The sequence below is a fragment of the Dolichospermum sp. UHCC 0406 genome (assembly GCF_009712025.1).
GTDB classification, from domain to species: Bacteria; Cyanobacteriota; Cyanobacteriia; order Cyanobacteriales; family Nostocaceae; genus Dolichospermum; species Dolichospermum lemmermannii.
Genome location: NZ_VILA01000010.1, coordinates 72096 through 87301 on the forward strand (window position 1 = coordinate 72096; position 15206 = coordinate 87301).

21 protein-coding genes are annotated in these 15206 nt (G+C 41.0%); 2 read left to right on the top strand and 19 right to left on the bottom strand.

Features of this window, described 5'->3' with window-relative positions; all coding sequences use genetic code 11:
• Positions 1–198: 198 nt before the first annotated feature.
• Both FJR09_RS09020 and FJR09_RS09025 read left to right on the top strand, forming a co-directional pair.
• Complete coding sequence (locus tag FJR09_RS09020) at positions 199–2391, top strand: DEAD/DEAH box helicase (protein ID WP_217357036.1); 2193 nt, start codon at positions 199–201, stop codon at positions 2389–2391.
• 2 nt (positions 2392–2393) lie between these two features.
• Complete coding sequence (locus tag FJR09_RS09025; protein WP_168653395.1) at positions 2394–3056, top strand: DUF2290 domain-containing protein; 663 nt, start codon at positions 2394–2396, stop codon at positions 3054–3056.
• Positions 3057–3244: 188 nt separating this feature from the next.
• On the opposite strand, the gene prfA is transcribed toward FJR09_RS09025, so the two are convergent.
• The 19 genes from prfA to rplE form a co-directional block, all read right to left on the bottom strand.
• Entirely contained in the window at positions 3245–4345 is a 1101-nt protein-coding gene (gene prfA, locus FJR09_RS09030) for a peptide chain release factor 1 (RefSeq protein WP_015079184.1), read from the bottom strand.
• 121 nt (positions 4346–4466) lie between these two features.
• On the bottom strand, positions 4467–4721 hold the full coding sequence (gene rpmE / locus FJR09_RS09035) for a 50S ribosomal protein L31 (RefSeq protein ID WP_148762885.1): 255 nt from the start codon (positions 4719–4721) through the stop codon (positions 4467–4469).
• Positions 4722–4836: 115 nt separating this feature from the next.
• Positions 4837–5253, bottom strand: a complete 417-nt coding sequence (gene rpsI / locus FJR09_RS09040; protein WP_015079186.1) for a 30S ribosomal protein S9 — start codon at positions 5251–5253, stop codon at positions 4837–4839.
• Positions 5253–5705: a 50S ribosomal protein L13 gene (gene rplM, locus FJR09_RS09045; protein WP_015079187.1), complete on the bottom strand. Its 453-nt coding sequence runs from the start codon at positions 5703–5705 to the stop codon at positions 5253–5255. The genes rpsI and rplM overlap by 1 nt, the downstream gene beginning before the upstream one ends.
• A gap of 92 nt (positions 5706–5797) precedes the next feature.
• Positions 5798–6631, bottom strand: a complete 834-nt coding sequence (truA, locus tag FJR09_RS09050; protein WP_168653394.1) for a tRNA pseudouridine(38-40) synthase TruA — start codon at positions 6629–6631, stop codon at positions 5798–5800.
• 85 nt (positions 6632–6716) lie between these two features.
• Positions 6717–7067: a 50S ribosomal protein L17 gene (rplQ, locus tag FJR09_RS09055; RefSeq protein WP_015079189.1), complete on the bottom strand. Its 351-nt coding sequence runs from the start codon at positions 7065–7067 to the stop codon at positions 6717–6719.
• A gap of 35 nt (positions 7068–7102) precedes the next feature.
• On the bottom strand, positions 7103–8047 hold the full coding sequence (locus tag FJR09_RS09060) for a DNA-directed RNA polymerase subunit alpha (RefSeq protein ID WP_015079190.1): 945 nt from the start codon (positions 8045–8047) through the stop codon (positions 7103–7105).
• A gap of 206 nt (positions 8048–8253) precedes the next feature.
• Entirely contained in the window at positions 8254–8649 is a 396-nt protein-coding gene (rpsK, locus tag FJR09_RS09065) for a 30S ribosomal protein S11 (protein WP_015079191.1), read from the bottom strand.
• 54 nt (positions 8650–8703) lie between these two features.
• Complete coding sequence (gene rpsM, locus FJR09_RS09070) at positions 8704–9084, bottom strand: 30S ribosomal protein S13 (RefSeq protein ID WP_015079192.1); 381 nt, start codon at positions 9082–9084, stop codon at positions 8704–8706.
• Positions 9085–9190: 106 nt separating this feature from the next.
• A complete protein-coding gene (rpmJ, locus tag FJR09_RS09075) occupies positions 9191–9304 on the bottom strand; it encodes a 50S ribosomal protein L36 (protein WP_015079193.1) in 114 nt (37 codons plus the stop codon).
• Between the two features lie 116 nt (positions 9305–9420).
• Complete coding sequence (gene infA, locus FJR09_RS09080) at positions 9421–9645, bottom strand: translation initiation factor IF-1 (RefSeq protein WP_006276978.1); 225 nt, start codon at positions 9643–9645, stop codon at positions 9421–9423.
• A 424-nt stretch (positions 9646–10069) separates the two neighbouring features.
• Positions 10070–10624 carry an adenylate kinase gene (locus FJR09_RS09085; protein ID WP_015079194.1) on the bottom strand — a complete coding sequence of 185 codons (555 nt, stop codon included), beginning with the start codon at positions 10622–10624 and terminating at the stop codon, positions 10070–10072.
• Positions 10624–11937 (bottom strand): preprotein translocase subunit SecY, encoded by a 1314-nt coding sequence (secY, locus tag FJR09_RS09090; RefSeq protein WP_015079195.1) that lies wholly within the window; start codon positions 11935–11937, stop codon positions 10624–10626. Before secY ends, FJR09_RS09085 begins: the two co-directional genes overlap by 1 nt.
• A gap of 174 nt (positions 11938–12111) precedes the next feature.
• Positions 12112–12555 (bottom strand): 50S ribosomal protein L15, encoded by a 444-nt coding sequence (gene rplO / locus FJR09_RS09095; RefSeq protein WP_015079196.1) that lies wholly within the window; start codon positions 12553–12555, stop codon positions 12112–12114.
• 64 nt (positions 12556–12619) lie between these two features.
• Positions 12620–13144 carry a 30S ribosomal protein S5 gene (gene rpsE / locus FJR09_RS09100; protein WP_148762875.1) on the bottom strand — a complete coding sequence of 175 codons (525 nt, stop codon included), beginning with the start codon at positions 13142–13144 and terminating at the stop codon, positions 12620–12622.
• A gap of 83 nt (positions 13145–13227) precedes the next feature.
• The gene (rplR, locus tag FJR09_RS09105) at positions 13228–13590 is read right to left on the bottom strand and encodes a 50S ribosomal protein L18 (RefSeq protein WP_015079198.1); all 363 of its coding nucleotides are present in this window, start codon (positions 13588–13590) and stop codon (positions 13228–13230) included.
• Between the two features lie 2 nt (positions 13591–13592).
• Positions 13593–14141, bottom strand: coding sequence for a 50S ribosomal protein L6 (rplF, locus tag FJR09_RS09110; RefSeq protein ID WP_015079199.1), 549 nt, complete (start codon positions 14139–14141; stop codon positions 13593–13595).
• Positions 14142–14228: 87 nt separating this feature from the next.
• Positions 14229–14630, bottom strand: coding sequence for a 30S ribosomal protein S8 (rpsH, locus tag FJR09_RS09115; RefSeq protein WP_015079200.1), 402 nt, complete (start codon positions 14628–14630; stop codon positions 14229–14231).
• Between the two features lie 20 nt (positions 14631–14650).
• Positions 14651–15199 (bottom strand): 50S ribosomal protein L5, encoded by a 549-nt coding sequence (rplE, locus tag FJR09_RS09120; RefSeq protein WP_168633950.1) that lies wholly within the window; start codon positions 15197–15199, stop codon positions 14651–14653.
• Positions 15200–15206: the final 7 nt, after the last annotated feature.

Genomic DNA, 15206 nt, shown 5'->3' on the forward strand with positions numbered 1-15206 from the left:
TATCTAAAAGCAGGGCTGCTGTAGGTACAGTTACAACTGTATCTTTTTTCCTTCTAACTCATGGCTGCGTATAGTTCGAGGTGAAATTTCTGCACAGGAAGCTGTTCTCAAAAAAAAATAGGCGAATCGGGAGTCATGAGAAATTGTTAGAATTAGAAGGGAGATAAGCACGGTGTTATACTCAACAGTCTAGTTAGAATGAATCTAGTTAGAAAAAATCATCCACAAAACAGGATGATTACGCCAAATTCAAAAATAATAGAGATCAACAATATGGTTAATGTAATCCGAGGTGATGTAAATAACAAGCCAGCTTCATCTAGAAGACTAGCAAACTACTTTGAAAGTAAACGCGATATTACTGGAAGTTTATATCTAGGATATCCAATCATAGGCACTTCTCAAGGTGGTTATCCAATCGATGCGCTTTTAGTATCAAAAGAGCATGGCGTGATTATTTTTAATATTATCGAAGGAACTGATACTGACATAAATATAATACAAAATGGACAGGATGAAAGTTTCAACAAACTTGAATCTAAACTTAAGGGGAACACAAATCTTAATAAAGGAAGGAAACTAATGGTGGCTATAAATGTAGTCACATTTGCACCTACATTGATTAATAAACCAAATAATCTTTCAGAAGATTATATCGTAGTCACTAAAGAGGCTGAATTAGAAGATTACTTAAATTCCCAACATTGGGAAAATAGTCAATATTTTGAGCATCTTAACTCAGTTATACAAGCTATAACGACTATTAGAAAAAGAAACCAGCGTAATTATGTTAAACGAGAAGATTCAAGAGGTGCAAAACTCAAGAGACTTGAAGATTCTATTGCTAATTTAGATCCTTATCAAAGTGCTGCTGTGATTGAAACTGTTGAAGGTGTCCAGAGGATTAGAGGTCTTGCTGGTTCAGGTAAAACTATAGTATTGGCTCTTAAAGTTGCATATTTACACGCAAAACATCCTGATTGGAATATTGCTGTTACCTTTAATACTCGTTCATCAAAAAATCAATTTAAGCAATTTATTAGAATTTTTTCTATTGAGCAGATAGGTGAAGAACCAGATTGGGAAAAAGTTAAAATTATTCATGCTTGGGGAAGTCCTTCAATGGAAGGAATTTATTATGAAATATGTAAAAAGCATAATATTGAATTTAGAGACCTAGATGCAGCTAAAAAAATGGCTAATTTATATGGTCAAGAATTCGATAAAGTTTGTGAAGAAGCACTTGATAAAATTAGCAGCTTTGAGCAGTATTTTGATGCAATATTAATTGACGAAGCGCAAGATTTTTCTAAACACTTTCTACAACTTTGTTACAACATCTTAAAGCAACCTAAAAGATTAATTTATGCTTATGATGAACTACAAAGTCTTAGCAATAAAACAATGGAGTCACCGGCAGAAATTTTTGGAAATAACAGTTATGGTAATCCTTACGTTAAACTTCAAAATAAATCAGGAGAACCCAAACAGGATATTATTTTAGAGAAATGCTATAGAAATTCTCGTCCACTGCTAACTTCTGCTCACGCATTAGGTTTTGGAATATATAGAAAGGGGGGATTAATCCAAATGTTTGATAATGCAGGATTGTGGACAGATATTGGTTATGAAATAGAAGAAGGAAATTTAGAAGATGGTAAACCTGTGAAGCTTGCTAGAAATGAAAATACTAGTCCAAAATTTCTAGAATCTCACTCAGATATTAACGACTTAATTATGTTTAAGTCATTTAATAACGACCGTGAGCAAATGGAATGGTTAGTAAAGGAAATAGAGAAAAATATTGGCGAAGATGAATTAAAATATGATGATATTATGATAATTCACTGTAACCCGGTTACAACCCGTAGTGCTGTTGGAACTCCTAGAGCTTTATTAAAGGAGAGAGGAATTAACTCTAAACTGACTGGAGTAGCAAGTTCACCAGATGATTTTTTTGGTGATAAAGAAGTTACTTTTACAGGAATCTATAGAGCAAAAGGAAATGAAGCTGCAATGGTATATGTTATAAATGCTCATGAATGTTTCTCTGGTTCAGAACTTGCTAGAAAGAGAAATATTTTATTTACTGCTATTACCAGAAGTAAAGCTTGGATCAGAGTATTAGGTTACGGTGAAGATATGAGAGGTTTAGTACAAGAATTTGAAGAAGTTAAAAGAAGAAACTTTGTCCTCGGATTTACTTATCCTACAGACAATGAGCGAAAAAATATGAATGTTATCAATAGAGAGATAAATTCTAAAGAACGGGAAAATATCACAAAGCAACGGAGGAATATAAAAGAGTTAGTTCAAGGTTTAGAAACAGGTGCGATACAAAAGGAAGATTTACAAGAGGAAATGGAAAAATTAAAAGACCTTATTTCATAAAAATGATTAGTCATCAAAAAATTCTTGAAGAAATTCAGACTATTACTACAAAACTAATACAAATGAGTTTGTCTGAACGACAAAATTTTCCGTCATGTGTATCTATTGGTAAAGATAGTTATGAGATTGCATATTCTGGTATGCAGGATCTTTCAATAGCATTAAAAAACATTGAGTACAAACAAATATATCAGGAATTAGACAAGGGTAAAAACTACAATTTTAAGATGGTTGATGGTGCATTAATACAACTTTTGTATACTTATAATAGATCCGAATTGGTTTCACATAGGCTTGCCTTTTTACCCTCACCATTTTTAGAAGATTTTCAAAATAATCCTGAAATTTATGAGACAGAAGAAATATATGCGGATATAATAGCAAGAAATATATTACCTGTACCAATTAGATTTGATTATGATCCAGATAACCATCAGGAGTTAGATCACCCGAAATGCCATTTAACTCTAGGACAATTTGAAAACTGTAGAATACCTGTTTGTTCCCCCATTTCACCAAATACTTTTATATCCTTTATTCTTCGTAGTTTTTACAATACCGCTTTTAGGAAGTTTACAAGTGATTATACTTTTTCCAGCAACCTTTTCAATGAAACAATAACTCTCAAAGAGAAAAAAGTATTACATATAGCTATTTATGAATAAATAAATAAATAAATAAATAAATCAATAAATCAATAAATCAATAAATCAATAAATCAATAAATCAATAAATAATGAAAATGAGGAGTAAAAGCAATCAATCCTTCCCATTCCCATAAGAAAACCGCCTGTAAGTGCAAAAAATAACAACAAGCGGTTTTCTAAGATATTTAGGAAGTTAATGAAGTTAATTAGCTACTAGAACCAGAAGCGGCTAATTCTGCTAACCGTTCTTGTTGATCTTGCGATATACAAGATTGAATTACCGTCTCTATATCACCTTCCAAAATAGGGTTAAGGGTAAAATTTTGACCTAAACGATGGTCAGTCACCCGGCTATCTTTATAATTGTAAGTGCGAATTTTTTCAGAACGAGAACCTGTACCCACTTGTAAGCGCCGCATGGAAGTCACAGCATCCTGTTGTTCTCGCAATTTCAACTCATACAACTTAGCCCGGAGAATTTGCATCGCCCGTTCCTTATTCTGTAACTGACTCCGTTCTTCCGTACAGAAAATCCGAATCCCAGTCGGTTTGTGGAACAAATCAGCGGCTGTTTCCACCTTGTTCACGTTTTGTCCACCCGCACCACCAGAACGCGCCGTACTCATTTCAATATCTTTCGGGTCAATATGGATTTCCACCTCATCCACTTCTGGCATAATTGCTATAGTAGCAGTAGAAGTGTGAACCCTTCCCCCAGATTCCGTTGCTGGTACGCGCTGTACACGATGTACACCAGATTCAAACTTCAGTTTACTGTAAACACTATCACCTTGAATTTCTAGAATTACTTCCTTATACCCGCCCATTTCACCCGAAGATTCGCTGACCAGCTTCACCTTCCAACCTTGGACATCAGAATAGCGAGAATACATCCGCAGTAAATCCCCTGCCCAGATACTAGCTTCATCACCACCAGTACCAGCGCGAATTTCCAACATAATGTTTTTGTCATCGTTGGGGTCACGGGGTATCAGCAACACTTTTAAGCGATTTTCCAGATATTCCAGCTTTTCCTCTAGTTCGCTGACTTCTAATGCTGCCATTTGTTGCAACTCTAGATCGCTATTTGACTCTTTGAGGATCTGACGCGCTCCTACTAATTCATCTTGGGTTGTTTTCCAAGTTTCATAGGTATCAACTACCTCTTCCAAGGAAGAACGAGACTTGGCAATTTTTTGATACTCATCAGGATTACTAGCGGTATCAGGATCGGCTAAACGGCGTGTTAATTCATTAAATGTTTGTTCAACAGATTTAAGTTTATCCAGTAAATATATTTCTGCCATGATGACTACATAAGCTCCTAAAAAATAACAAGTGGGCTACTGCATTAAATGACAAGCGACCCAGCACTATGCAGGGTCGTCTATGGCTTCCGCCATGCTATCAATAGTTACAGCCAACCAGCTACTTTTGATTATCGTCGCCAGTTTGAGTTTCAGTTTCAGTTTGAGTGCTGGACATACCATATTTACGGAGGAAGCGTTCTACACGGCCTTCAGTATCAATCATTTTCTGAGTACCAGTGTAAAAGGGGTGATTTCCAGACCAAACATCTACGTGTAATTCGGGTTTGGTAGCACCAATGGTCATAACTACTTGACCATTACAGTAGACTTTAGCATCTGGATACCATTTGGGATGAATATCAGGTTTAGCCATTGTTTTTTTGTTGCGAATCTATATAAATTGTGACTGGGGATTGGGGATTGGGGACTGGGGACTGGGTAAAAGTTTTTCCTTCTGAACTCCTGACTCCTGACTCCTGACTCCTATCTTAACGTTTGGAGTATTGAGGTGCTTTGCGGGCTTTGTGCAAACCGTATTTCTTCCGTTCTTTAGCTCGTGGGTCACGAGTTAAATAGCCTTCAGTTTTCAGCGGTGAACGGTTATCTGGGTCAAGTTGACACAAAGCGCGGGCAACTCCTAGACGAATAGAATCAGCCTGTCCAGTTAAGCCACCACCTTCGGCTTTCACCAAAATGTCGTATTCGCTTTCTAATCCCAAGGTTTCCAAAGGTGCTTTAATAGCTCCTAAGTAGTTGGGATTGAATTGGAAATACAAATCTCCATCTTTGCCATTAACAGTCATTTTCCCTTCACCGGGAACTAGACGGACACTAGCAACTGAACATTTACGGCGACCAGTACCCCAGTAAACGGCACGACCGCTAGTAGTTTCTGCTACTTGCATTAATTTTCTCCAGGAATTGTACTAATTGTGATTTCTTTGGGTAGTTGTGCTGCATGAGGATGAGTTGGGCCTGCATACACTTTCAGCTTGGTAAATAATTGCTTACCCAAACTATTTTTAGGTAACATACCTTTAATAGCGTGTTCAAGGATTCTTTCGGGTAAGCGCTGTTGCAACTTAGCGAAAGTTTCTGTTTTCATCCCACCAGGACGGCCGGAATGACGACGGTAAACTTTTTGGGTGCGCTTTTTACCTGTAACTGCCACTTTCTCAGCATTGATAATAATGACAAAATCCCCTGTATCCATATGGGGTGTAAATTCAGGTTTCTTTTTGCCTCTGAGGATCATTGCAACTTCGGTAGCAAGACGACCCAGACGTTTATCTGTAGCGTCTACTAAGTACCAATCGCGCTCAATAGATGCTTGAGGGGGAAGGTAGGTTTTAGTCATTTTTTTTGTCAGTTGTCAGTTTTCAGTTGTCAGTTGTCAGTTGTCAGTTGTCAATTGTCAGTTGTTAGTTGTCAATTGTCAGTTGTTAGTTGTCAATTGTCATGACCCATGACTAGGTATGGTTGGGTGTCATACCAAATTTTTGGCGGAAAGGGAAAATCGGGATAACCGACTCTCAACAAGCATAACCCGTGAGCAGGTGCAGAATATTTCACTTCTTCCCGGCGTTCTTGTTGCCAGATGTCGGTGAAGTCATCTAGAGTCCGCTGACGAGAACCTACTTGTACTACCATTCCGATTAATAGCCGCACCATGCCATATAAAAATCCATTAGCCTGAATTTCAATATGGATAAATGCTCCACTACGACGGCATTCTACTGCTTGCACTTCTACCCAGGAATGCGATCGCGCTGACCCAGCCCGTTCAAAAGCAGATAAATGGTGTTTTCCCAGTAGCGGTTTCAGGGCAGATGTAATTAAGGCTTCATCCAAGGGGGCATAATAATAATGCCAACTGAAAGGTTGCGCGAATAAATTCGGTAAATTTTCAGTGTAGATAGTGTAGCGATATCGTCGGTAAACTGCGCTAAAACGAGCGTGCCAACTTTCACTTACACCTGCTGATGCCCTGATTAATATCCCTGGGGGCAAATAGCCATTGAGAACCTTTGCCCACCTGTGAGCAGGAATTGAACCTGTAGCTTCAAAATGGGCTACTTGAGCGGCAGCATGGACTCCAGAATCAGTCCTACCTGCTCCGTGGAGTGTCACATGATACCCTAGAACAGTGGCTATAGCTGTTTCTATCTCTTCTTGGACAGTGCGCTGTCCTTTTTGTCTTTGCCAGCCGTGAAAATGAGTACCTATGTACTGAATAACCAAGGCTACTCGCTGAGTAGAATTATGCTGGCTGCTTTCTAACATAGTTGTTTGTCAGTCGTTAGTTGTCAGTTGTCAGTTGTTTTTTATTTGCTACTGACCAATGACCAATGACTAATGACTAATAACTTTAAACTAGTTCAATAATCGCCATTTCAGCATGATCACCGCGACGGGGGACGGTATGCAGAATGCGAGTATAACCACCTTGACGGTCAGCATACCGAGTTGGGGCTTGCTCGAATAGTGCATGAACCAGGGTTTTGTCGTAGATATAACCTAACGCCTTTCGACGTGATGCTAAAGAGCCATCCTTAGCTAGGGTAATCATTTTATCTACTTCACTGCGGACAACTTTAGCTCTGATTAAAGTTGTAGTAATTCGACCATGACGTACCAACTCTGTTGTCAAAGCTCTGAGAAGAGCGCGACGTTGATCCGCTGGTTTACTAAGTTTTTTGACTCGGCAACGATGGCGCATAATAATGCAAAGAGTGAATTATTAATGGTTTTGATTTAGCTAGGCTTAGAGCTTCTTTCTTGAGGTAAAGTAATACCTAAGCGACGCTGTAAAGCTTCCACTACTTCTTCCGCTGACTTTTGACCAAAGTTTTTGATTTCTAAAAGGTCTTCTTGGGTGTAATCCAATAAGTCGGCTACGGAATTTACTTGAGCGCGTTTGAGACAGTTATAAGCTCTGACAGATAACTGTAATTCTTCAATCGGAATTTGCGCGGTGGGATCATCTGGGATATCTGAACCTGTATCCGTTGGTTCTAAGGAGATATCTTTCAATGGGTTGAATAAATCTACCAAAATTCCAGCGGCAGATGATAGTGCTTCTTGAGGAGAAATACTACCATTAGTCCATACTTCCAACAGTAGTCGGTCTTTCAAAGAACCATCGTCACGGGTTTCTTCAACACTATAGTTGACTTTCCGTACGGGCATAAACACTGAGTCAATTTGGAGAAAATCCAAAGATGTGGCTTCTTCTCTGCCTCGTTCTACAGTCCTGTAGCCTTTGCCTTTCTCAATCCGAAATTCCATTTCCAGTTTTCCACCTTCAGCAATGGTGGCGATATACTGGGTCGGGTCAATCACTTCTACTTCACTAGGTAAGTCGAAATGCGCTACAGTAACTGTTGCTGGGCCGTTCACGAGTAAGCGACCAATTTGGGGTTGAGAAGAATAACTCTTGAGAATGACATCCTTCATTCGCATGAGGATTTCTAGTACGTCTTCTCTTACCCCTGGAACTGTCGCAAACTCATGGCTAACACCAGCAATTCTCACCGCTGTTACTGATGTCCCTTCTAAGTTAGAAAGTAAAACCCGCCGCAACGCGTTACCAACAGTTGTCCCTTGACTGCGCTCTAGGGGTTCTAGAACGAACTTACTGTAATAGCTCCGACTTTCCTCAGCATTAGACTCTACACATTCAATTTGAAACTGAGCCACGGAGTAGCCTCCCTTGTTAAGGTGCTGCTAGAAGACAAATTAATTGCTTCTCAAATTTTCTTGAAAGCGAACTTATTTACCCCACGCGTCTAAATTCAACAAGTATTCGCTTGGGGAAAATAGTTCAAAATTACCAGCCACAGAGGGCATTGTTGATGATTTCCCAAGGGTTCTAGCTTTTGGCTTGATTACCCAATAGGTTCTGTTTAAACTCGACGGCGCTTGGGTGGACGGCAACCGTTGTGGGGAATTGGGGTAATATCTCGAATGAGTGTAATTTCCAATCCTGCACCTTGAAGCGCCCGAATAGCGGTTTCTCTACCTGCACCGGGACCACTCACCATGACTTCGATTTGCCGCATTCCTTGGTCTGTGGCTCGTCTAGCTGCGCTTTCAGCAGCGGTTTGTGCAGCAAAGGGAGTTCCCTTTTTTGCCCCTTTAAATCCACTAGAACCAGCACTTGCCCAGGAGATAACATCTCCATTTTGATCGGTAATCGTGACAATGCTATTGTTGAAGGTAGACTGAATGTAGGCAACCCCATTGGGTACGTTCCGTTTCTGCTTTTTGCTCCCGGATTTTTTCGTTGGTTGTCTGGCCATATTTCTTTAGTGAATTTAAGGTACAACTTGCTAATTGCAGCAAGTTTAGAAAAGTTATTTGCCAGGGGCTTTCTTCTTACCAGCCACTGTCTGTCTTCTACCGCGTCTGGTTCTAGCGTTGGTACGGGTTCTTTGTCCACGCACTGGTAAGCCCATGCGGTGTCTACGCCCTCTGTAACAGCCAATGTCAACTAAACGTTTAATATTTAGTCCTTCTAGACGACGTAAATCTCCTTCAACCTGATAGTTGCTTTCGATTTCTCCTCTGAGGGCAGCTACATCAGCATCAGATAGGTCTTTTACGCGGATATCTGGATTTACGCCAGTAGCTGCGAGAATTTGATGTGATCTAGTTAAGCCAATTCCGTAAATGTATGTTAGACCAATTTCTACACGCTTATCGCGGGGAAGGTCTACGCCGGAAATCCGTGCCACAATGAATCTCTCCCTATTGTTTTCGTAGTTGCAGTTAGCAAAGTGCGATTTTGTGGCTTTAGCCATTTCATGGTCGCGGGTTTAACTTTGCTTTGATAGATAGTTTCTATCCTTGGCGTTGTTTGTGTTTGGGATTTTCACAAATCACCATCACGCGACCACGACGCTTGATCACGCTGCACTTTTCACAAATTTTCTTAACTGAGGCTCTGACTTTCATGCCTTTAAAATTGACTCCAAATAGTAAATTATAGCATTTCTAGAAGAAATATTTCAGTTATGTAACTAGAAAAAGACCAGTTGATTTATGTATGGTAAGATTCTCTGTTATTGATTTTATTTCTTCCGCAGGCGATAGGTGATTCTACCTTTGGTTAAGTCGTAGGGTGTTAATTCAACTTTGACGCGATCGCCAGGTAAAATCTTGATGTAATTACGGCGAATTTTCCCAGAAATGTGTGCCAGGACATTAAAGCCGTTATCTAAGTCAACACGAAACATTGCATTAGGCAACGATTCGGTGACAGTCCCTTCCATTTCAATTAAATCTTGCTTAGACAAGTTTTTTCCTCAACTCAACAATCTCCTATTGTCCTTGTACACTTTTATGGGCATAAAGAGCATAATTGGAGAAATATATCAACAGTTATTAATACATCTTAGGTGACATACTCCACACACTCCCTTATGCCTTGGGGCACGCTTGCGCGAACAGGTGAGTATGGGTTTCTCAGCGACTCCTCTACGAGGACATTAACTGAGCTTTAAAGCCCTATGCCCTAGGGACTTTTGAAGATAATTTTTAACTTTTTTGATTGGCTGCTTTTGGTGCATTTAATTTGTGTTACACCTATCAGTCAAATTTTATCACTTGTGAGAAGAACAAGATTTGACTCGCGCCTGGCTTGGAAGATAGGGGCGAGGTAATAAGGCAATGGAAAAATTTTTTCTCTCTGCCGACATAGACCGCTGCCCCTGAGTTTCTTTAAGCAGCTATGATATTTTTCAAATCAGTAAAAACTTCTTCTTGGGACTGATTACCGTTGACTGTGAGGAGTTTTTGGCGATCTGTAAAATAGTTAATTAAGGGTGCAGTTTCATCGCGGTAAACTTCTAAGCGCCGACGAATCACTTCTTCAGTATCATCTTTTCGTCCGCGTCCTAGTAGCCGAGTAATGACAGTTTCATCTGGTGCATCCAGATTAACTACCTTTTCACCACCCTGTCCTAGACTTTTCAGTAATTCTGCTAGAAACTCTGCCTGTGTAACTTTACGAGGAAAGCCGTCCAAAATCCAACCTGTTTTAGTATCTGATTGTTGCAGGCGTTCTTTCACCATATCTTCTACTAATTTGTCGGGGACTAATTCGCCTTTATCCATGAAACTTTGGGCTTGCATTCCCAAAGTTGTTTTCTCTTGAATAGCTTGACGTAAAATGTCACCTGTAGAAATATGGGGAATCTGCAAAAATGCAGCCAAGGTTTGAGCTTGAGTTCCTTTACCAGCACCCGGTGGTCCCAAGAAGATTAATCGCGTCACTATTGTTTCACCATTCCTTCATAACGCTGAGAGATGACGTAAGTTTGGATTTGTTTAGCCGTATCAATTGCCACACCGACTAAAATTAACAAAGATGTTGCCCCTAGTCCTTTAAAGGTGGGAACTTTTAAGGCACTTTCTACGGCTGTGGGAATAATTGCCACTAAACCTAGAAAGATAGCTCCTAAAAAAGTGAGGCGGTTTGTCACCCGTTCAATATACTCACTAGTAGCTTTTCCGGGACGAATACCGGGAATACTAGAACCCATTTTTTTCAAATTCTGAGCTACATCTACTGGGTTGAGAATCAACGAAGAATAGAAATAGCTGAAGAAAACAATGGAAGTTAAGTAAACGAGAGCATATACCCAAGGTGCAGAACCACCTGGACTTAAATAGGTATTAACAATGTTTGCTAATTCGGGATTCTTAGTGAAATTGGCGACTAAAAGTGGCAAACTCAGGATTGCGGCTGCGAAAATAATCGGCATTACCCCACCAGAGTTGAGACGTAGGGGTAAATAACTCCGCTGTTCTGCTAAAACTCTTCTACCTACTTGACGACGGGCAGAAATAATGGGGATGCGGCGCATTCCTTCTTGTACGAACACAATACCCACGATTGTGAACATAAAAACCACTACAAGAACGATGACGCGCCCGACTATTTCCCGTCCACCAACTTGTACCAAGTCAATGGTATCGCCGAGAGACTTGGGTAAAGATGCCACAATGTTGACAAAAATCAACAAAGATGCACCATTACCAATACCCCGTTCTGTAATCAGTTCAGATGCCCACATGACGAACATTGAACCAGCAGTGAGAGCGATCGCCGTTTCTGCTACGAATATCGGACCTGGTGTTTTGGCAAATTGTTGGAGAAATAATGCCGAAAAAGCCACACTTTGAATAATTGCCCAAATTACAGTCACATAGCGGGTAATTTGTGATATTTTCCGCCGACCTGCTTCGCCTTCATTTTTCTGGAGATTTTCTAAAGATGGCAGAGCAGAAGTGAGTAATTGGATAATAATGGACGCATTAATAAAGGGCAAAATCCCTAAAGCAAAGACACCTAAAGTAGAGAGTCCCCGCCCAGAGAATATATCCAATAAACCAAAGATGGAATTGTTGCCCGATATAGCTTCAGCAAACTTAGGTCTATCAATTCCTGGGACAGGCAAAAAGATACCCAGGCGAACCAAAATTAAAATACCGACAGTGACAAGCAGCCTACCTCTCAGTCCGGCTGCTTGCGCCATCTGCATAAAAGTTTCTTGAGCTGTTGGGGCTTTGTCTCGACTGATCATAGAGTTTTACCTTTGAAGTCCTAACTATGATTTACGTGATTCATGATGATGAAGATGATTAAGCCGTCTGAACTGTGATTTTTGTGATTTATTTGATGAAGATGATTATCCTAATCACATTCATCATCCTAATCATATAAATCATCTTAATCATAAAAATCATAGTTCAGACTTTTACGCAGCTTCACAACTTCCACCAGCAGCCTCGATTTTGATTCGAGCTTGGCCTGTGAAAGCAGCAGCTTTTACCTGAAGAGGAACATTCAATTCCCCATTCCCCAAAATTTTCAATTGGCCTTTAACAGTGGTTAAGATCCCCGCTGCTTTTAAGGATTCCAATGTTACCTCTGAGTTAGCAGGTAAATCATTTAATTTCTCTACATTAATCGTAGTGTAGATTCTCCGGTTCATCAGGGGGAAACCCTTGAGTTTAGGTATCCGGCGGTACAATGGCTGTTGACCACCTTCAAAACCTGGTCTTGTCCCACTACCAGAACGGGATTTTTGACCACGCATCCCTAAACCAGCACTAGCACCTTGTCCAGCAGAAATACCTCTACCTACACGCTTACGGCGTTTTTTAGAGCCTTTTTGGGGCTTAACATCATTAAGTCTCATTTTGGTTTGTGATTTTAGATTTTAGATTTTGGATTTTAGATTGAGAATCTGATACAAAGACTGACTAAATATAGAGTTTCTCAATGGCGATACCGCGATCTTCAGCAACTTCACTTAATGTTCGCAGGGTAGATAGAGCGTTAACTGCTGCTCTGGCGTTGTTCAAAGGGTTGTTTGAACCTAGTTGTTTAGCGAGAATATTACGTATTCCTGCTAACTCTAATACAGTCCGTACAGCACCCCCGGCAATTACCCCTGTACCTGGTGCGGCTGGGCGCATCATGACTTTAGCACCGCCACCAACACCATCAATGGGGTGAGGAATAGAATTGGATTTGGTGATTGGGATGTCAATTAGATGTTTTTTACCATCAGCGACACCTTTTTTAACTGCACCAATTACATCTGATGCCTTACCAACTCCGACTCCAACTTGTCCACGTTCATTACCGACGACGACAATGGCACGGAAGCTGAGTTTTTTACCACCTTTGACGACTTTACTCACCCGGCGGATTTGGATAACTCGCTCTTGCCAGGTGGTTTCTTCTTTTTTTGTACGGCTTGCTTTACGACGACCGGTTACCATAATCAATGCTCTCTTTTAGTTGTCAGTTGTCAGTTGTCAGTTGTCAGTTGTCAGTTGCTACTGACTATTGACTACTGACGGACTTAGAAATCTAAACCAGCCTCGCGTGCCGCCTCGGCTAAGGCTTTGACGCGACCATGATAGAGGTTGCCACCACGGTCAAAAACGACTTTAGTGATGCCTTTTTCTAGGGCGCGGACAGCTACCAGTTTACCAACTTGCACTGATGCGTCACAGTTGGCACCGGAAGCGATGCTAGATTTCAATTCTGGTTCTACGGTTGATGCCGCTACTATAGTTTCCTGCTTGGCATCATCAATCAATTGAGCATAAATATGCTCATTGGATCGGAATATGGACAAACGTGGACGTTCTGGGGAACCGTTGACTTTGCTACGAACGCGCCGATGACGACGTTGTTTTGATTCTTTGCGTGTAAGTTTCATATTTACTTCTTACCACCCTTACCAGTCTTACCAGCTTTGCGTCTGACCACTTCACCTGCATAGCGAATACCTTTACCTTTGTAGGGTTCAGGTGGACGAACGGCACGAATTTTAGCTGCTGTGTTGCCGACAATTTCTTTGTCATAACCGCTGACTATGACATTAGTTGTCCCTTCTACCGCAAATTGAATTCCTGCTGGAGGTTCAATTTGGACTTGATGGCTATAACCCATATTTAAAACTAGGTTACTGCCTTGAAGTTGGGCGCGATAACCAACCCCTTGGATTTCCAAGCGACGTTGAAAACCCTGGGATACTCCCTCCACCATGTTGGCCACTAGGGTGCGGCTCAAACCGTGCATTTGTCTGGAGGTACGGGTTTCATCCCGACGAGTAACTATCAATGTTTCTCCTTCTTGGGAGACTATGACATTTTTAGGTAGTTGACGGGAAAGTTCGCCTTTAGGACCTTTCACTACTACTTTGACACCATCAATCGCCACTTGCACTTTGGCGGGAATGGTAATTGGACGTTTACCAATACGAGACATGATTTTTTGTTCTTTGTCAGTTGTTTTTTGTCAGTTGTCAGTTGTTGGTTGTTTTGCCACTGACCAATGACCAATGACCAATGACGACTACCAAACGTGGCAAAGCACTTCACCGCCTAGATTTTGGCGGCGTGCTTCGCGGTCAGTCATAATCCCACTGGATGTAGAAATAATGGCAATACCGATACCGCCTAGCACTCTTGGTAATTCTTTTCTATTGGAGTAAACACGCAAACCTGGTTTACTCACTCGTTTTAGGGCAGTGATTAGGGGTTGGCGATTTTTACCTTTGTATTTCAGGGAAATAACTAGGTTCCGCTTAATTCCTTCTCCTGCTTCTTCAACTTCCGCAATGAAGCCTTCTTCTCGCAGTACCTTGGCAATATTACGAGTCATCTTTGTAGCTGGTACTTGCGTAGTTTGATGCCTTGCCATATTGGCATTGCGGATGCGCGTCAGCATATCTGCAATTGTGTCGTTAGCCGCCATCGTTCCCTCTTTAGATGAACTTATTGATCGCGAAAGGGCATTCCCATTTCCTTAAGTAAGGCGCGGCCCTCTTCGTCGGTTTTTGCCGTGGTGATGATAGAAATATCTAAACCCCGGACTTGATCGATTCTGTCATATTCCACTTCTGGAAAAATTAGCTGTTCCCGCACACCTAGAGTGTAGTTGCCACGGCCGTCAAAGCTTTTGGGGCTGACACCGCGAAAGTCTCTGATTCTGGGTAGTGTCAGGTTAATCAGACGATCTAAGAAAGCGTACATCCGTTCGCCTCTTAGTGTCACCATAATCCCTACAGGCATACCTTGACGAATTTTAAAGCCGGCGATCGCTTTCTTTGCCCGTGTTACCACAGGTTTTTGTCCAGTAATCAGGGCAATTTCGCTGATAGATGCCTCTAGTGATTTAGCGTTTTGAGCAGATTCTCCCAAACCTCTGTTGATAGTTATCTTAATCACCTTAGGCACTTGATGCACGTTGGTGTATTCAAACTGAGTAATCAATTTGGGAGTAATTGTCTCTTGATATACGGTTTTAAGTCGTGTTTTCGCCATAGTGTTT